A 16,547-nucleotide genomic window follows, 5' to 3' on the forward strand; every position below is an offset into this window, starting at 1 on the left:
TCACCAGACTCCCTCCGGATGTGCCCTCGCCACGACCTGCATCTCGGCGATCAACGGGCCGAAGGCCTCGGTGTGGATGCCGCGACGACCACCGCGGCCGCCGATGGTGCCCACGGACTTGCCCTCGGGTGCCTCCAGCTCCGCGGCGTGCAGCACCTGTGCAAGAACCGAATCGAACTCCTCGCGAACATCGCGAGGGTCGACGGCGACAGCGACCTTCGCGAGTGCGATCTCCTCGTCCGTCGGGAGGAACAGCTCCGAGACGTACGGCCAGATCCGGGTCACGGCGTCGCGGACGCGTCGCTTCGATTCGTCGGTTCCGCAGCCCAGGGTGACGACCCAGCGTGCCGCGTAATCGCGGTGGTACGTCAGCTCTTTGACGCCCTTGTTCGCAACTGCGGCAAGAACGGGATCACGGGATTCCTGCAGGCGAGTGAAGACCGCGAGCCGCCACGTCGAGAACACGAGGAGCCGAACCAGCGACTTCGCGAAGTCGCCGTTGTCGAGCTCGGTGAGTCTGACGTTGCGGAAGTCGGCCTCGTCGCGAAAGAACGCCAGCGCATCCTCGGCGGGTGCGGGGGAGGTGTCCGAGATGAACGGCACCACCGTCGGATCGGCTTTCGCGGCGCGGGCCAGTAGCAGCCGGGCCTGGCCGAGGAGATCGAGGCCGACGTTCGCCAGCGCCACCTCTTCTTCCAGTTCCGGTGCGCGAGTGCTCCATTCGGCGAGGCGCTGGGAGCTGATCAGCGCATCGTCACCGAGCATGAGGCAGTACGCGGCAAGGGCTTTCAGGTCGACGTCATCGGGAACGGTGGTATCGACTCCGGCGAGCGGGTCGTCGAAACTCGTCCCGAATGCCCACTGCCCGTGCGAGTCCTCGTCGACGAGGCCCTCGTAGGCGCTGTCGTGATCGGTCATGAGTGCTTGTCCTCTGGGAGTATGGGTCTCACATGTGGGGAACGTTGTCGGGGATCTCGTAGAACGTCGGGTGGCGGTACACCTTGTCGCCACTCGGTGCGAAGAACGGATCCTTCTCCGACGGCGACGACGCGACGATCGAGTTGGACGGAACCACCCAGATGCTGACGCCTTCGTTGCGGCGGGTGTAGACGTCGCGAGCATGCCGCAGGGCCATGTGGTCGTCGGCAGCGTGGAGCGATCCGACATGCACGTGGTTCAGGCCGCGCTTGCCGCGCAGGAACACCTCGTACAACGGCCAATCGGCCTTGACCGCTTCCCTTTTCGGCTCGACCGGAACACCCTCGGTGGGCACTGCTCCGTGGCCGCCCTCGGCGGTGAACTGGGCCTCTTCAGGGCGTGTCATGATGCTGCGTTCCTTTCGGCGAATGCGGTTGCGGCCTCACGGACCCAGGCTCCGCCGTCGTGAGCTGCTCGACGGTTCGCGATGCGCTCGACGTTGGAGGCACCGTTGCCCTTGATCACCTGCATGAACTCGGACCAGTCGGGCTCACCGAAATCGTGTGACTTGCGCTCCTCGTTCCACTTCAGGTCCGGGTCGGGGAACGTGACTCCGAGTGCCTTCGCTTGCGGGATCGACATGTCGACGAAGCGTTGGCGCAGTTCGTCGTTGGTGTGGCGCTTGATGCCCCACTTCATGGACTGCTCGGTGTTGGGGGACTCGTCGTCCGGCGGGCCGAACATCATCAGTGCCGGCCACCACCATCGGTTGACGGATTCCTGGACCATGGCACGCTGTTCGTCGGTGCCGCGCATCATCGTGGCCAGCAGCTCGTAGCCCTGACGCTGGTGGAAGGATTCTTCCTTGCAGACGCGGATCATCGCGCGCGCGTAGGGCCCGAAGCTGCTGCGGCACAGGGGAACCTGGTTGCAGATCGCTGCGCCGTCGACGAGCCAGCCGATGGTGCCCACGTCTGCGTACGTCAGGGTGGGGTAGTTGAAGATCGAGGAGTACTTCTGCTTGCCCTCGATGAGCTTGACCGTCAGGTCGGCGCGGTCCGCTCCGAGGGTTTCGGCAGCAGAGTAGAGGTAGAGGCCGTGACCGGCTTCGTCCTGCACCTTGGCCATCAGGATCGCCTTGCGGCGCAACGACGGTGCGCGGGTGAGCCAGTTGCCCTCCGGCTGCATGCCGATGATCTCGGAGTGCGCGTGCTGGGCGATCTGGCGGATGAGCGACTTGCGGTAGCCGTCCGGCATCCAGTCGCGAGGCTCGACGCGCTGCTCGTGGGCAATGGTCTCGTCGAACCCGTCCTGCAGCGTCTCGGTGGACAGGGTGTTTGACGTGGTCATAAGTCCTACTTTCATTACCGAATGATCGGTTGGTAACCAGTATGCATCGAAGTGACCCCGGGCACAAGTGCGGCTTCGCCGCACGTGCGTGGAAGTTCGTAGCAGGGGTCGAGTTTCCACTCACATGGGTCGTTCCGCAGGCTCCACTCCCGCTCACATGCCGACGAAGGAGGCTCTCTTCTTCGCCAGGAAGGCATCGACGGCGGCCTTGTGGTCGGCGGTCTGTCCCAGAGCGGTCTGCGCCTGCGCCTCGCGGTCCAGGGCGTCGGACAGTCCGGACCGCGCGATCAGTGATTTGACCTGCTTGTACGCCAGGGTGGGTCCCGCAGCGAGCGTTGTGGCCAGCGTGCGCGCGGTCTCGAGAACGTCGGCATCGTCGACGACGCGATGCACCAGACCCCAGTCGAGGGCCTGCGCGGCGGTGACCTTGTCGCCGAGCAGCATCAGTCCCGCGGCCCGGCTCGCGCCCAGTGCGTCGACCAGCGTGTAGCTCAATCCCGAGTCGCTGGCCAGTCCGATGCCGGTGAACGCCGTGGCGAACGACGACTTGGTACCGGCAACCCGGATGTCTCCGGCGAGTGCGATCCCGAGACCGGCACCGACGCACGCGCCGGGGATGGCCACGACGATCGGCACCTCGAGCGCTGCGAGCCCTCGGATGAGCGGGTTGTAATGCTCGCCGACGGTATCCATCGCCGTGGCCGGGTCGGCTTCGAGCGCGGTGACGTGCTCGCCGAGGTCCTGGCCAACGCAGAAGTTCTTGCCCTCCGCGGTGATGAGCACCGCGCGCACACTGGGTGCGGCGGCGTTCTGCACTGCAGACATCAGGCCGACTTTCGTCATGACGTCGAGGGCGTTGTGTGCCTCGGAGCGCGCGAGGGTGATGGTCGCCAGGCCGTCGGTGACGTCGAACCGTACCGTCATGCGTTCGTCCAATCGTGAAAGCCGCGACCGGACTTGCGTCCGATATCGCCGCGAGCAACCATGTCTCGCAACAACTGCGGGGGAGTGAACCTGTCGCCGAGGGTCGACGCCAGGTGTTCTGCGATGGCGAGCCGAACGTCCAACCCGACGAGGTCGGTCGACCGCAACGGACCCATCGGATGCTTGTAGCCGAGTTCCATGGCGCGGTCGATCGATTCGGCGTCGGCGACGCCTTCCTCCAGCATCCGGATGGCCTCGAGTCCGAGGCACACGCCGAGCCGGGAGGTAGCGAACCCGGGGGAGTCGTTGACGAGCACCTCGGTTTTGCCGAGCAGTGACACCCACTGCTGCACTCGCTGCACGACGTCTAGGGAAGTGGCCGGAGCGCGCACGATCTCGACGAGAGTCGACGCCGGAACCGGGTTGAAGAAGTGCATCCCGACGAAGCGGCTCGGATCGCTCAATGCTGCGCCGAGTTCCGCGATGGAGATCGAGCTCGTGTTCGACGCGATGACCGTGTCGGGCCCGGCGATCTTGTCGACGAGAGCCAGTACCTCGACCTTGAGCGACGGAATCTCGGGAACCGCTTCGACAACCAGGTCCAGGTCGGCAGCAAGATCCGCGGGGCCGGCGACGGTGGAGACCCGGGCGAGAATCGCAGCGGGGTCCTCGCTGAGCTTGCCGCGCTCGTGCGCCCGGTCCAGCCCGGTCGAGACTCGTCCGAGGGCTGCAGTCTGGTCGGCTGCTTCGGCGATGACGACGGTCGAGCCGAGGGCCGCGAACACCTGGGCAATACCTGCACCCATGCGGCCTCCGCCGACAACAGCTACTTTCACAGGAACTGTCATTTCTTCTTCTCCAGAAATGCCGTCATGCGGCGTTGTTTGTCTTCGGTCTCGAACAGAACAGCCTGCGCGATGTCGTCGGCCCACGGGTGCGAACCGGGTGCATCGAGAATCCTTTTCGTCAGCTTCAGGGCCAGTGGTGCTTGTCTCGCAATGCGATCCGCGAGGGAATGCGCTGTAGTCAACGGCTCGTCGACGACGTCCAGCACCAGGCCGCACCGAAGTGCCACCTCTGCGTCCAGTGTCCGGCCACCGAGAAGCACCTGCTTCGCTACGGACACCCCCACCAGCGTCGGTAACCGGTAGCTGGCTCCGGCGGCAGCCATGATGCCCAGTCCCGGTTCGGGATTGCCGAACACGGCCGTCGGCGACGCGATGCGGATGTCGCAGGCGTAGGACAGTTCGGCTCCGCCGCCGAGTGCGTATCCGCGGACGGCTGCGATCGTCGGCAGGGGGAGTGCGGCGATGCGGTCGAACAGGTTTCGGTTGATGCCGCGCAGTGCGTCGTCGCGGGTGCGGGCCCGTAACTGGTTGATGTCGGCACCGCCGGCAAAATGCTCGCCTGCTCCGGTCAGGATCACGATCCTGGGATCCTGCTCCACGAGCGCGCACACCTCGTGCAACTCGCCGATCATGTCGGAATCGATTGCGTTGCGTTGCGTCTCGCGGCTCAGGGTGACGACAACGCGGTCCGTCGACTCCTCCACGATGAGTGTGTTCACGGTGCCTCGATCAGCATCGACACGCCTTGCCCGACGCCGACGCACAGTGTCGCGAGCCCACGGGAGGCCTTCTCGCGTTCCATCCGGCCCAACAGCGTCAACAGAATTCGAGCTCCCGACGAGCCGAGGGGGTGGCCGAGGGCGATGGCCCCGCCGTCGGCGTTAACGATGTCCTCGTCGAGCTTCAGCTGGCGGATGACGCCGAGGGACTGTGCCGCGAAGGCCTCGTTGAGTTCGACGGCACCGAGGTCGTCGACAGACCATCCGGCGCGCGTGAGCGCCTTCTGCGTGGACGGGACCGGCCCGAGTCCCATGATGTGGGGCGCGATGCCGGCGCTCGCACTGGTGACGATGCGGCCGCGAACCTCGAGGCCGTACGTGCGCACGGCTTCTTCCGAGGCCACGACCAATGCCGATGCCCCGTCGGTGAACGGTGACGACGTGCCGGCGGTGACGATCCCGTCCTTGCGAAACACGGTCTTCAGGGTGCCGAGCTTGTCCAACGTGGTTCCGCGGCGCGGCGTCTCGTCCTCGGTGACCTCGCCGTTCTTGGTGCTGACGGGCACGATCTCGTCGGCGAAGCGCCCGGCATCCTGGGCGGCGACGGCACGCTGCTGACTGCGGAAAGCGAAGGCGTCGGACTCTTCACGGGTGATGCCTTCGCTGAGCGCGACCTCTTCGGCGGTCTCGCCCATCGACAATGTGATCTTGGGGTCGGTCCCCGCGTCGTGCGCTGCGAAGGTCGGGTTGGTGAATCGCCAGCCGAGGGAGGTATCGAAGATCTCGCCGGGCTTGGCCCACGCCGTCCCGGGCTTGGCCATGACCCACGGCGCGCGCGTCATGGACTCGACGCCACCGGCGACGATGATGTCGGCCTCACCGCTGCGAATGGTGCTCGCGGCGTTGGCTACTGCGGTCAGTCCGCTCGCGCACAGGCGATTGACGGTATATCCCGGCACCGACTGGGGCAGACCTGCGAGCAGAACCGCCATTCTGGCCACATCGCGATTGTCCTCGCCTGCTTGGTTGGCCGCACCCAGAATCACCTCGTCGATTCGATCGACGGGTACGCCCGCTCTGCGGACCGCCTCGGCCACGACCAGCCCGGCGAGATCGTCGGGGCGCACCGAGGCCATTGCACCGCCGTAGCGCCCGTGCGGGGTACGTGCGCCGGCCACGAGAAATACTTCGCCCACTTCGCAACTCCTTCGTCGGTTGCGTCATTAATAACCGAACATTCGGTCGTTTGGCAAGGTCTGCTGCCCGTGGTGCTGTGGAATCGTCCGCCGACTGCGAAGATGTGGCAATGACAACCGCACGCGCGCCGCGCAAGACCGGACAGCCAGGGCGGCCGGGATACGACCTGGATTCCCTCTTGGCCGTGGCGGTCAAGGTCTTCAACGACCGTGGGTACGACGGCACCAGCATGGAGATTCTGGCGAAGCGGCTCGGTATCACCAAGTCGTCGATCTACCACCACGTATCGGGCAAGTCCGAGTTGCTCGAACTCGCGCTGTCGCGGGCTCTCAACGCACTGTTCGCCGTGACGACCGAGGATCGGGCGACCACCGGGCGGTATATCGATCGCCTCGAATACCTGGTGCGTCGCAGCGTCGACATCCTGTGCGCGGAACTGCCCTATGTGACGCTGTTGCTGCGGGTGCGGGGCAACACCGACGTCGAGCGGCGCGCTCTCGCTCGCAGGCGCGAATTCGACACGTTCGTCACCGGGCTCGTCGTCGCCGCCGCCGAGGAGGGCGACCTGCGTCCCGGTGTCGACCCGGCTCTGGCGTCCAAGCTCGTCTTCGGCACAGTCAACTCGCTCATCGAGTGGTACCGCCCGCGCACCGGCGGATCCGTCGAGGAATTGGCCGACGCCGTGGTCGCGCTGACCTTCGACGGCCTGCGCCGCACGTAGCGAGGGCATGCTCAGCCGGGTCGTTCCGCAGGCTCCACTCCTGGTCTTGACTTCTCGGCGTTCGGCGGCGATGGTAATTACCGACCGAACGTACGGTGAGATGGAGGCGTTGTGAGCAGACTTCTGGAAAGCTATGCCCAGGGCACGTGGTATTCCGCGACCGACGAGGGAACGCCGCTGCTGAGCGCCGTCGACGGCAGTGAGATCGCCCGGGTGTCATCCAGCGGTCTCGACGTCGCAGGCATGATCGACTACGCCCGGACCGTCGGCGGCCCCGCGCTCGCAGCCCTGACGTTCCACGAGCGTGCAGCCCTGCTCAAACAACTGGGCCTGACGCTGCTGGCCGGCAAAGAGGAGTTCTACCAACTCTCCCGGCACACCGGAGCCACCACCCGCGATTCCGGCGTCGACATCGACGGAGGTTTCGGCACCGTGCTGAGCTACGCGAGCAAGGCTCGACGTGAACTCCCCAACGAGACGGTCTACCTCGACGGCGCCATCGAGCAGCTCGGCAAGAAGGGCACCTTCCTCGGTCAGCACATCTACACCTCCCGGCGCGGCGTCGCCGTGCAGATCAACGCGTACAACTTCCCCGTCTGGGGCTTCCTCGAAAAGCTGGCACCCGCGTTCATCGCGGGCGTGCCCTCGATCGTCAAGCCAGCCAGTCAAACTGCGTACCTGACCGAGCTTGTCTTCCGTCGGATCATCGAGTCGGGGTTGCTGCCCGAGGGGTCGGTTCAGTTGCTGTGTGGCAGTGCCCGCGGTGTCCTCGACCACCTCGGCGGCCAGGACTCGGTGGCCTTCACCGGATCGGCCGATACCGCTGCAACCCTGCGCTCACACCCCAACGTCGTCGGCGAGGGACTCCATTTCACGGCGGAAGCCGATTCTCTCAACGCGTCCATCCTGGGTTCCGATGTGTCACAGAGTGATCCGGAGTTCGATCTGTTCGTCAAAGGTGTCTTCACCGAGATGACATCCAAAGCCGGCCAGAAGTGCACGGCCATCCGCCGCGTGCTGGTGCCGCAGGACTCGGTCGAACCCGTCATCGAGGCGCTCAAGGCCAAGCTCGACAAGGTCGTCGTCGGTGACCCGCAGGACGACGGCGTCACCATGGGTGCACTCGCCAGCATCGACCAGCGCGACGAGGTCCTCAAATCCATTCGTGGACTGATCAAGTCGGCCACCGTCGTCTTCGGTGATCCCGACTCCGTGGATTCACGGCCCGGTGCCTTCATGGCACCGGTCCTGTTGAAGGCCGGCGACAAGAGCGCACCCGAACCGCACGAGATCGAGGCATTCGGGCCCGTCTCCACCGTCATCGGTTACGACAGCACCGCAGACCTGCTCGACCTCGTCGCCCGCGGAAAGGGCTCTCTGGTCGCATCTCTGGTGACCAAAGATTCGGCCATCGCGCGCGAGATCGTGCTGGGCACCGCTCCGTATCACGGGCGCATCCTGGTCCTGAACTCCGAGGACGCGAAGGAATCGACCGGTCACGGTTCGCCGCTACCGGTACTGGTGCACGGCGGACCCGGCCGCGCAGGCGGTGGTGAAGAACTCGGCGGTATCCGCGGCGTCCTGCACCACATGCAGCGCACCGCAATTCAGGGAACCCCGGACGTGCTGACGGCCATCGGCAACAAGTGGGTCACCGGGGCGAAGCAGACGACCGGGGACGTTCACCCGTTCCGCAAGAACCTCGGCGAACTGCGACTGGGTGACACCATCGTCGGTGGCCCACGACAGGTCACCCGCGCCGACATCGATCACTTCGCCGAATTCACCGGCGACACGTTCTACGCGCACACCGATCCCGAAGCGGCAGCGGCAAATCCGTTGTTCGGCGGCATCGTGGCGCACGGCTACCTGGTGGTCTCGCTGGCCGCGGGGCTGTTCGTCGACCCGGCACCGGGCCCAGTCTTGGCGAACTTCGGCGTCGACAGCCTGCGCTTCCTGACGCCGGTCAAGGCCGAGGATTCGCTGACGGTCACGTTGACGGCCAAGCTCATCACCCCGCGTCAGAGTGCCGACTACGGCGAGGTGCGGTGGGACGCAGCGGTCGTCAACCAGGACGGTGACCCCGTCGCCACCTACGACGTACTCACTCTGGTCGCGAAGCCCGAGGCCGCGTCATGAGCGTGCGAGTAGCCGTCTGTTACGGAATGCCCGAGGACCCTGCCGCCTTCGATCGGCACTACGCACAGGTGCACGTGCCCCTCGCTCGGGCAATTCCCGGCCTGGTCGACTTCACCTGGGGCACGCTCGACTCGCTCGACGAGTCCCCGCCGCCCTACTACGCAATCGCAAGTCTGTACTTCGCGGACGAGGCGTCGCTGAAGGCAGGATTGGGTTCGCCCGAGATGACAGCGGCAGGGAAGGATCTGCGAAACTTCGCAAGCGGTGGCGTCACGATGTTCACCCAGAACGAGCGTTCGGTGTTGCAGCCGTGACCGATTCGCCTATTGCGCGAGAGATGTTCGAGGTCGACGCCGCGTCCCGCAAGCTCGGCATCGAATTGATCGAGCTGTCACCCGGTCACGCGAGAATGTCGATGGTCGTGACCGAGGACATGGTCAACGGTTACGCCATCACCCACGGCGGATACGTCTTCCTGCTCGCGGATACGACGTTTGCGATGGCCTGCAACTCGCACGAGGACTCGGCCGTCGCTGCCCGATGCGACATCCGGTACCTCCGTCCGACGAAGGTCGGTGACGTCCTCGTCGCCGACGCCGTCGAGCGTGCGAGGTTCGGCCGCAACGGACTCTACGACGTGTCGGTGACGTGCCGAGACGAGCTGATCGCCGAATTCCGAGGCGACAGTCGCACGATAGCGCGCTAGCGATCCGGCGCGTGGAAGTACTGTGAGTCGGTGACCACTGCAGACCTGTCGGCGCTGGCAGACGCCACCGCCACTGCGGTGGGTGGTGCTGTGTCGGTGATGGATCCGCAGGGCTATGTGGTGGCGTATTCGTCGGTGCCGGGGCAGCCGATCGACGACGTGCGACGCGACGGCATTCTGGGCAAGCAGGTCCCGGCTCGATACATGGTGCATCACATCGATCCGGACTTCCGGCGCAGCTCGACCGTGCACGTCGTCGATGTGGCCGGTGCACTACCCCGTCTGGCAGTAGCGGTTTCGGTCGACGGTGAGTACCTCGGCTCCATCTGGTGCATTGCGTCCGGTGCCGGCATCCGTCCGCCGGCCCCTGCGGCAGTGGCTGCATTGACGCGTGCGGCCGCAGCTGCAGTGCCGTTGTTGTCGGCCCGACATCATCCGGCCGATGCCGACAATCCCAGGGTGCGTGCGTTACTGACCGATCCCGACGTCGTCACTACGGCGGGAAAGCGCTACGCCGTTCTGGCCGCAAAAGTGGAGTCGCCGCGAGCGCAGAAAATGTTGGTGCAGCTCGCTGGTCTGCTGCAGCTCACGTTCGGGAACGCGGGCGACTCCGGATGCATCGTCGACGGGAACACCGTCCTGCTGGTGGTGGAGTCCGACGACGAACGCGCATTCGCTGCGGAGGCAGAGGAGGTTCGACGACGCGCAGAGGCGGCCTTCGGTGCTGCGGTGAGCTTCGCGATCGGTGGCCCGGACGCCCGTCCCGCGACAGCGCTCAAGCATGCTCACTGGGTACTCGACGCGATCGAAACGGGTGCAAAGACAACGACATTCGAGCATAATCGCGTATCGGTCACTCTTCGGAGAGCGGGTGAGGCGCTGTCCGAGGTGTCGCTCGCCTTGCCTGCCGTCGAACGGATGCTGTCCTGCGATGCCTCGGAAGGTACGGAATACGCCGCCACGGTGCTGGCGTTGTTGGCGCACGAATCCAACGTCGCTGCCGCGTCTGCGTCGCTGTACCTGCACCCCAATACCTTTCGCTACCGACTTCGGCGTACCAAGGAGTTGTTCGGTCTCGATCTCGACGACGTGGACACCCGTCTACTGGTGTGGATGTCGCTGCGGCTCACGACCGGGCGGTGAGGACCTTCCCTGGGTTGAGCAGGTAATGCGGGTCGAGCAGTTCCTTGATGCCGCGCTGCAGTTCCGCTGCAACAGAATCGAGTTCGGTCTCGAGAAGATCGCGTTTGAGCAGGCCGACGCCGTGTTCACCGGTAATGGTCCCGCCCAGCGAGAGTGCGAATGCCGCGATCTCGTCGAACGCGCGGTGTGCCTTGACCAACGATGACGGGTCCATCGGGTCGACGATGACCGTCGGATGGATGTTGCCGTCCCCTGCATGGCCGACGACGCCGATGACGATATCCAGTCGGTCTGCGACCCGACCCACCTCGTCGATCATCGCGGCGAGCTGCGAAATAGGAACGGACACATCGTCGACCAACGGTGAGCCGAGACGCTCGAGTGCCGGGTACGCCAGTCGACGGGCCTGCACGAGCTGTTCCGATTCGACCTCGTCCTCGGCAACGGCCACATCGGTTGCCCCGGCTGCGGTGCACAGTGCGGCGATGGCTTCGAGCTCCTGCACAGAGCCTGCGCCGATATCGGACTGAGCGATCAGCACGGCCGCGGCGTCGGTGCCGAAGTCCATCCGGGCGTACGCGTCGATCGCGGCGATGGTGGTGCGGTCCAGCAATTCGAACAGGCTCGGAGTGATACCGGCGGCCCGGATCTGCGTCACCGCTTCACCGGCCGCGACAGTCGACGGGAAGGTCGCGGCCATGGTCAGCGGCGTGGCAGCAGGAAAGTCGAGTCCTACGGTTGCCTCGGTGATGATTCCGAGTGTGCCTTCGGATCCGACGAACAGTTCGGCCAGGGAAAGCCCGGCCACGCCTTTGACAGTGCGTCGACCGACGAACGTGGCGCGCCCATCGGCGAGTACGACGCGCAGACCACGGACGAACCGTGCTGTGACGCCGTACTTCACGCAGCACAGACCGCCGGCGTTGGTGGCGATGTTGCCGCCGATGGTCGACGCCTCCCAGCTGGACGGGTCGGGGAGGTACGTCAATCCCTGCTGCAGGGCAGCATCTTTCAGCTCTTTGTTCGTGACACCGGGTTGCACGACGGCGGTGCGGTTGACGACGTCCAACTCGACGATCTTGTTCATCCGCCGGGTGTTGAGGGCAATGGCTCCGACGCTGGCGTTCGCGGCTCCCGCCAGGCCGGTCAATGCGCCTTGCGGTACCACGGGAATGCGATGTGCCGATGCGATTTTCATGATCGCCTGTACGTCCGATTCGGTGCTCGGTAGCACTGCCGCCAGGGGTAGGGCGGATTCGCACAGAGCGGCGGCGTCGTGCCGGAAGCTCTGCAGGATGTCCGGGTCGGTCACCACCGCGTCGGCACCGAGGGCGCGCATCAGTTCGTCGATGACCGGCGAATGGAGAACGAGGGTGGTCGGAGCAGCCATGGATTCGAGTATGTCGGGCGGCGCTGTCGATGTCTGCGTCGTTTCGGACGAAGCACGAGGTCTCGATCGGTAGTTTCCGACGAAGTGTGGGCAGGGCCTTGTTATGCACGCGACCACCTTGACAAACTACGGTGGCGCCGGTCACAGTAATTACCGACCGAATGGACGGTGAGTTTTATCCGGTTCGTCGGTTACCTGAATCCGCCGCTGTTCATACCCCACGTCACTCCGAACTGTCGCTCGCTCTCACGAGCGCCGGAGCCCGAACGAAACGAGATCGTCGATGACAACACAGGTCGAGACGCCCACCGGGGTGTCGCGTGAGCATCGCCGCGCCGCGATGGCCAGCATGGTCGGAACCACCGTCGAGTGGTACGACTTCTTCATCTACGCGCAGGCCGCGTCGTTGATCTTCGCTCAACTGTTCTTCGCGCCCATGGGCTCGTCCGGACAGCTGGTCGCCTACGTGACCATCGGTATCAGCTTCGTGTTCCGTCCTCTCGGGGCCATCGTCGCGGGGTACTTCGGCGACAAGATCGGTCGCAAGAAGGTCCTCATCGCCACCCTCACCCTCATGGGCGCGGCCACCGTCGGAATGGGACTGCTGCCCACCTACGCGACCATCGGCATCTGGGCTCCGATCATCCTGATCGTGTTGCGCATCCTGCAGGGATTCTCGACCGGCGGCGAATGGGGCGGCGCGGCATTGATGGCCGTCGAGCACGCCCCGAAGGGCAAGCGCGGAATCTACGGTGCCGCAACCCAGATGGGTGTTCCGCTCGGCATGCTCATCGCGGTGGGAACGTTGGCACTGTGCACCGGTTTGCTCAGCGAAGAGCAGTTCGAGGCCTGGGGCTGGCGTATTCCGTTCCTCATCAGCTTCGTGCTGATCCTGGTCGGCTTCTACATCCGACGCCGCGTCGAAGAGACCCCGGTGTTCAAGGAGCTCGCAGAACGCAAGGAGCGCAACCACACTCCCGTTCGTGCACTGTGGCGCACCAACAAGAAGCAGGTCATGCTCGCCGCGCTGTCGTTCGTGGGTAACAACGGCAACGGTTACATCATCGTCGGTGGCTTCATCGTCGCGTACTCGACGAGGGAGCACGGGCTCGCCCGTGTGGACGTGTTGGTGGCCAGTCTGTTCGCCGCTCTCGTGTGGGGTGTGTTCACCCTGCTCGGTGCGTATCTGTCCGACCGTTACTCCCGGACCGCCATCATGAACCTGGGCAACGCATCGATGGTGTTGTGTGCCATCCCGTTCTTCCTGCTCGTCGATACCGGTGAGCTGCAGTGGATCTACGTGGCCCTCGGACTCTTCGCCGTCGGACTCGGCCTCGCCTACGGACCACAGCCGGCGCTGTACGCCGAAATGTTCCCCGCAGCAGTCCGATTCAGTGGAGCATCCATCGGCTACGCCATCGGCACCGTGCTCGGTGGAGCCTTCGTTCCGACGATCTCCGAGGCACTGTTCAAGGGAACCGGCACCTCGATGTCCATCTCGATCTACCTGATGATCCTGGCGGCAATCTCGTTCGTTGCGACCTCGCGCATCAAGAACCGTCGCGACGAGGATCTGAACGTCTGACACAACGACGACGACAGCCCCGCAACCAGCCGAGTTGCGGGGCTGTCGTCGCGTATGTGGCCCAGACGGTGTTCGTTCCGCGTGAGCTCAACTGACCTGTGGTGCAGCCTCTTTGCCCCATTGTTCGAGTGCGACAATTGCGTCACGCAGGGCGAGACCTCTTTCGGTCAGCGCGTACGCGCGAGTGTTGTGCCGAAGGGGGAGACGGGTCAACACTCCTGCCGCTTCGAGTTCGCGCAGCCGGGTAGCGAGCATGTTCGTCGGTACTCCGAGGTCGCGCTGCAGATCGCCGTACCGTTGCGGTTCCTCGAGCAGTCGCTCGACAATGAGAAGTGCCCACCGGGCACCGACGATGTCGAGGGCGGCGGCGAGGTCGCTCATTCGGCCGTATCGGTGTCCGGCTTCATCCAGAACGGCGAGTAGTGGTAGCCGTCGAGGTCGTCGAACTGCCGTTGATACATGAAGGCGTAGTCATCGATGTCTCCGATGCGTCCACCGGCAGCACCGGCTCGCTCGGTGAGCTCGTCGACCGCCTCGCGACTACCGAGGTCGAACGAGACCGTGACCTTCGACGGGGTGTCGGGACCGCCGATCAGCTCCTCGGTGCCGCCCACGCTCGCATACATCTCGCGACTGCCGAGCATGACGTACTGCCCCGGTGTGATGGCGAAGCACGACACGTTGTGGTCGGACATCTCGGGGTTGAGCGTCCAGCCGAGGGCTGTGTAGAAGGCGGTTGCGCGCTCGACGTTCTCGACGGGACAGGTGATGAACAGGCTCATGCGCTGATACTTGCAAAATGCAAGTGCGGCGTCAAGGGCTGAACTCGCCGACCGTTCCAGCACTTCACCGAGCTGTCCCTCGGGTGATCAGTGATGCAGTGTCAGTGGCGAATCGTCAATACAGCTTTTCCGCCGGGCAATTCGCGTCGTGTCATCAGTTCGATGACATGAGTGAGTTCCGACCAATCGACGCAGTACCCGGGTGTCGGATCGAGACGGCCGTCGGCGGCCAATCTCACGAGCAATTCGAGGTCCTCGTGTTCGGGGTACTCGACTGCATACGACATGTAGTTGGTGATCGTCGCGCCCTCGTGACCCATGAACGAGAACACATCGAGCTCGGCCTTGCTACCAGAACTGTTGCCGATCATTACCAGCGTGCCACGGGGTGCCAGCACGGACAGTGCCGCTTCGAGTACTGCGCCGCCAACTGATTCGATGATCAGATCGAAGGGACCTGATGCATCCGACGGTGTAGTAGTGACCTCGGTTGCTCCGAGTTCGATCAGTTCGCTGGCTTCGTTCTCGCCGGCTGTCGTGGTCGCTGTGACCGACGCACCTGCGGCACTTGCCAATTGGATCTGAAATCGACCCACGCCGCCGTTGGCGCCGGTGATCAGGACCTTGCGTCCCAGGAGGTCGCCACCCATACGCACAGTGCGTAGCGCGGTCAGCCCCGCCATTGGTAGAGCGGCAGCGATGTTGGTGCCCAACGTATCAGGGAGGACTGCCATTCGGTCGGTGCGCACGGCTGCGAGTTCGGACCATCCGGCTCCGTCGACCATTCCGACAATGGGTGTGCCTGCTTTGGGTCCGCTCCCGTCTGCGGCCGCATCGATCACGACGCCACTGATGTCCTGGCCGGGTCGCCAGCCGTGGCCCCTCGCGGCCATGAGGGAGAGTTCCCCGCGGTTGACAGAGAACGAATGGATCTGCACGAGAGCCTCATCGGCGGCCGGCTTCGGATCTTCGGCTTCGAGACGTTGGATGGGAGTATCAGAGTCAGGGGTGTTGATCGTCGTGTACATCGGCGTATCCGATCTCGTCGTGTGGTCACACCGAGAGGGTGTGAATCTGTACGACGACGAGTCAACGCCGATCCGTCGGTGTGAACCAGAATCAATTCGTGCACTCAGCGTTCACGAAAAACAATCGGAGGTCAGATGCGGGCGCACGCTTCGGCCAGGGCGTCGACGAGTGTGGTCCGTTCTCGTACCGCCAACCACATCTGCACGGCCATGCCAGGATCGGTCACGGGCCGGAAGGTGACGCGTTCGGTCGACAGCGCTTGTGCTGAGCCCTCGTACATCGCTGTCCACGATGGTGGTCCCGAGCCGAGTTCGAGCACTGTCGCTTGTAGATCTCGGAATGGAATTCCCGTGGCCGGCTCGAACCCGGCGTCCGCACAAGCACGGAGCACGGTGGCGGCGAAGGCGGGGTTCTGCTCGGACGGAATCAGACGCAGCGGAAGGTCCGCCAGATCAGATAGCGTGAGATCGGGTTTGGAAGCCAGTGGGTGGCGCGTGGGAATCGCAACGACGATCCGGTCGAACCACGCCGGAGTCATCTCCAGATCGTGATCGTTCCTGGGCAGGCGAACAAGTGCGGCGTCGAGTGCTCCCGAACGAACAGCGTCGAGTTGCTCCCACACCTGCCCGATTTCCAGTGTGACGAGCAGATCGGGAAACTGAGTTCCAAGGTGGTCCAGCACCAGATCGACGCGAGTGCCCGAGCCTCCAGCTATCCCCAGTCGCAGGTGTGGTGGCCCGTCCGGCTCATCGGAGCGAGATTGCACAGTCGCCGCGGCGTGTGCCACCGCGTCGAGCACTGCATGAGCCTCCGGGACCAGCCTGCACCCGGCGGGGGTGAGTGTCACCTGACGTTTGGACCGGTCGAACAACGGCTGACCCAGCTCGTGTTCGAGTCTTCGAATCTGTTGACTGACCACGGCCTGGACCACGTGCAATCGTTCCGCCGAACGGGCGAAATGCAGTTCCTCGGCGACCACTAGAAAGTATCTGAGCTGCTTGATCTCCATGTCGAAACCGCCCCCTGCTCGGACCCCGCGTTCATAGAACCTACCGATCAGTATCCATTGTGTCCTGCTCGTCCGCCGGATGGAAAG

Annotated in this window: 18 protein-coding genes; 6 read left to right on the top strand and 12 right to left on the bottom strand. The window is 64.5% G+C overall.

The annotated features are described in order from the left end of the window. The 7 genes from paaC to CH262_RS04160 all read right to left on the bottom strand — a co-directional run bounded on the left by paaC (position 1) and on the right by CH262_RS04160 (position 5,955). Positions 1–918: a 1,2-phenylacetyl-CoA epoxidase subunit PaaC gene (paaC, locus tag CH262_RS04130; protein ID WP_094716984.1), complete on the bottom strand. Its 918-nt coding sequence runs from the start codon at positions 916–918 to the stop codon at positions 1–3. Positions 919–946: 28 nt separating this feature from the next. Then, positions 947–1,324, bottom strand: a complete 378-nt coding sequence (gene paaB, locus CH262_RS04135) for a 1,2-phenylacetyl-CoA epoxidase subunit PaaB (protein WP_032373518.1) — start codon at positions 1,322–1,324, stop codon at positions 947–949. Beyond that, the gene (gene paaA / locus CH262_RS04140; RefSeq protein ID WP_027494656.1) at positions 1,321–2,268 is read right to left on the bottom strand and encodes a 1,2-phenylacetyl-CoA epoxidase subunit PaaA; all 948 of its coding nucleotides are present in this window, start codon (positions 2,266–2,268) and stop codon (positions 1,321–1,323) included. Before paaA ends, paaB begins: the two co-directional genes overlap by 4 nt. A gap of 153 nt (positions 2,269–2,421) precedes the next feature. Further along, positions 2,422–3,192 carry an enoyl-CoA hydratase-related protein gene (locus tag CH262_RS04145; RefSeq protein WP_094716986.1) on the bottom strand — a complete coding sequence of 257 codons (771 nt, stop codon included), beginning with the start codon at positions 3,190–3,192 and terminating at the stop codon, positions 2,422–2,424. Continuing rightward, positions 3,189–4,040: a 3-hydroxyacyl-CoA dehydrogenase family protein gene (locus CH262_RS04150; RefSeq protein WP_027494654.1), complete on the bottom strand. Its 852-nt coding sequence runs from the start codon at positions 4,038–4,040 to the stop codon at positions 3,189–3,191. Before CH262_RS04150 ends, CH262_RS04145 begins: the two co-directional genes overlap by 4 nt. Then, positions 4,037–4,759: an enoyl-CoA hydratase/isomerase family protein gene (locus tag CH262_RS04155; protein WP_094716988.1), complete on the bottom strand. Its 723-nt coding sequence runs from the start codon at positions 4,757–4,759 to the stop codon at positions 4,037–4,039. The genes CH262_RS04150 and CH262_RS04155 overlap by 4 nt, the downstream gene beginning before the upstream one ends. Next, positions 4,756–5,955, bottom strand: coding sequence for a thiolase family protein (locus CH262_RS04160; protein WP_094716990.1), 1,200 nt, complete (start codon positions 5,953–5,955; stop codon positions 4,756–4,758). The genes CH262_RS04155 and CH262_RS04160 overlap by 4 nt, the downstream gene beginning before the upstream one ends. 110 nt (positions 5,956–6,065) lie before the next feature. Between CH262_RS04160 and CH262_RS04165 the strand changes: the two genes are divergently transcribed. The 5 genes from CH262_RS04165 to CH262_RS04185 all read left to right on the top strand — a co-directional run bounded on the left by CH262_RS04165 (position 6,066) and on the right by CH262_RS04185 (position 10,665). Further along, entirely contained in the window at positions 6,066–6,677 is a 612-nt protein-coding gene (locus CH262_RS04165) for a TetR/AcrR family transcriptional regulator (protein WP_027494651.1), read from the top strand. A gap of 111 nt (positions 6,678–6,788) precedes the next feature. After that, entirely contained in the window at positions 6,789–8,816 is a 2,028-nt protein-coding gene (gene paaZ / locus CH262_RS04170; RefSeq protein WP_094716992.1) for a phenylacetic acid degradation bifunctional protein PaaZ, read from the top strand. Further along, positions 8,813–9,130 (top strand): EthD family reductase, encoded by a 318-nt coding sequence (locus CH262_RS04175; protein WP_094716994.1) that lies wholly within the window; start codon positions 8,813–8,815, stop codon positions 9,128–9,130. The genes paaZ and CH262_RS04175 overlap by 4 nt, the downstream gene beginning before the upstream one ends. A gap of 23 nt (positions 9,131–9,153) precedes the next feature. Beyond that, positions 9,154–9,522: a hydroxyphenylacetyl-CoA thioesterase PaaI gene (gene paaI / locus CH262_RS04180; protein ID WP_094716996.1), complete on the top strand. Its 369-nt coding sequence runs from the start codon at positions 9,154–9,156 to the stop codon at positions 9,520–9,522. 30 nt (positions 9,523–9,552) lie between these two features. Then, positions 9,553–10,665 carry a PucR family transcriptional regulator gene (locus CH262_RS04185; RefSeq protein ID WP_094716998.1) on the top strand — a complete coding sequence of 371 codons (1,113 nt, stop codon included), beginning with the start codon at positions 9,553–9,555 and terminating at the stop codon, positions 10,663–10,665. On the opposite strand, the gene CH262_RS04190 is transcribed toward CH262_RS04185, so the two are convergent. Next, positions 10,649–12,055, bottom strand: a complete 1,407-nt coding sequence (locus CH262_RS04190; protein WP_094717000.1) for an FAD-binding oxidoreductase — start codon at positions 12,053–12,055, stop codon at positions 10,649–10,651. The genes CH262_RS04185 and CH262_RS04190 overlap by 17 nt on opposite strands. Positions 12,056–12,338: 283 nt before the next feature. Between CH262_RS04190 and CH262_RS04195 the strand changes: the two genes are divergently transcribed. Continuing rightward, positions 12,339–13,640 carry an MFS transporter gene (locus tag CH262_RS04195; protein ID WP_032385917.1) on the top strand — a complete coding sequence of 434 codons (1,302 nt, stop codon included), beginning with the start codon at positions 12,339–12,341 and terminating at the stop codon, positions 13,638–13,640. Positions 13,641–13,727: 87 nt separating this feature from the next. On the opposite strand, the gene CH262_RS04200 is transcribed toward CH262_RS04195, so the two are convergent. From CH262_RS04200 to CH262_RS04215, 4 genes are all read right to left on the bottom strand, one after another. After that, complete coding sequence (locus CH262_RS04200) at positions 13,728–14,021, bottom strand: winged helix-turn-helix transcriptional regulator (RefSeq protein WP_032367835.1); 294 nt, start codon at positions 14,019–14,021, stop codon at positions 13,728–13,730. Then, complete coding sequence (locus tag CH262_RS04205) at positions 14,018–14,422, bottom strand: VOC family protein (RefSeq protein ID WP_032373306.1); 405 nt, start codon at positions 14,420–14,422, stop codon at positions 14,018–14,020. The genes CH262_RS04200 and CH262_RS04205 overlap by 4 nt, the downstream gene beginning before the upstream one ends. Positions 14,423–14,523: 101 nt before the next feature. Beyond that, entirely contained in the window at positions 14,524–15,450 is a 927-nt protein-coding gene (locus tag CH262_RS04210; RefSeq protein ID WP_094717002.1) for a zinc-binding dehydrogenase, read from the bottom strand. 131 nt (positions 15,451–15,581) lie between these two features. Then, positions 15,582–16,460 (bottom strand): LysR family transcriptional regulator, encoded by an 879-nt coding sequence (locus tag CH262_RS04215; RefSeq protein ID WP_032367832.1) that lies wholly within the window; start codon positions 16,458–16,460, stop codon positions 15,582–15,584. Positions 16,461–16,547: the final 87 nt, after the last annotated feature.

The sequence above is a fragment of the Rhodococcus sp. 05-2255-1e genome, from assembly GCF_002259025.1.
GTDB lineage: Bacteria > Actinomycetota > Actinomycetes > Mycobacteriales > Mycobacteriaceae > Rhodococcoides > Rhodococcoides fascians.

Coding starts and splice junctions, on each gene's coding strand:
- paaC (WP_094716984.1), bottom strand. CDS start 918: ATGACCGATCACGACAGCGCCTACGAGGGCCTCGTCGACGAGGACTCG.
- paaB (WP_032373518.1), bottom strand. CDS start 1,324: ATGACACGCCCTGAAGAGGCCCAGTTCACCGCCGAGGGCGGCCACGGA.
- paaA (WP_027494656.1), bottom strand. CDS start 2,268: ATGACCACGTCAAACACCCTGTCCACCGAGACGCTGCAGGACGGGTTC.
- CH262_RS04145 (WP_094716986.1), bottom strand. CDS start 3,192: ATGACGGTACGGTTCGACGTCACCGACGGCCTGGCGACCATCACCCTC.
- CH262_RS04150 (WP_027494654.1), bottom strand. CDS start 4,040: ATGACAGTTCCTGTGAAAGTAGCTGTTGTCGGCGGAGGCCGCATGGGT.
- CH262_RS04165 (WP_027494651.1), top strand. CDS start 6,066: ATGACAACCGCACGCGCGCCGCGCAAGACCGGACAGCCAGGGCGGCCG.
- CH262_RS04175 (WP_094716994.1), top strand. CDS start 8,813: ATGAGCGTGCGAGTAGCCGTCTGTTACGGAATGCCCGAGGACCCTGCC.
- paaI (WP_094716996.1), top strand. CDS start 9,154: ATGTTCGAGGTCGACGCCGCGTCCCGCAAGCTCGGCATCGAATTGATC.
- CH262_RS04190 (WP_094717000.1), bottom strand. CDS start 12,055: ATGGCTGCTCCGACCACCCTCGTTCTCCATTCGCCGGTCATCGACGAA.
- CH262_RS04195 (WP_032385917.1), top strand. CDS start 12,339: ATGACAACACAGGTCGAGACGCCCACCGGGGTGTCGCGTGAGCATCGC.
- CH262_RS04200 (WP_032367835.1), bottom strand. CDS start 14,021: ATGAGCGACCTCGCCGCCGCCCTCGACATCGTCGGTGCCCGGTGGGCA.
- CH262_RS04205 (WP_032373306.1), bottom strand. CDS start 14,422: ATGAGCCTGTTCATCACCTGTCCCGTCGAGAACGTCGAGCGCGCAACC.
- CH262_RS04210 (WP_094717002.1), bottom strand. CDS start 15,450: ATGTACACGACGATCAACACCCCTGACTCTGATACTCCCATCCAACGT.
- CH262_RS04215 (WP_032367832.1), bottom strand. CDS start 16,460: ATGGAGATCAAGCAGCTCAGATACTTTCTAGTGGTCGCCGAGGAACTG.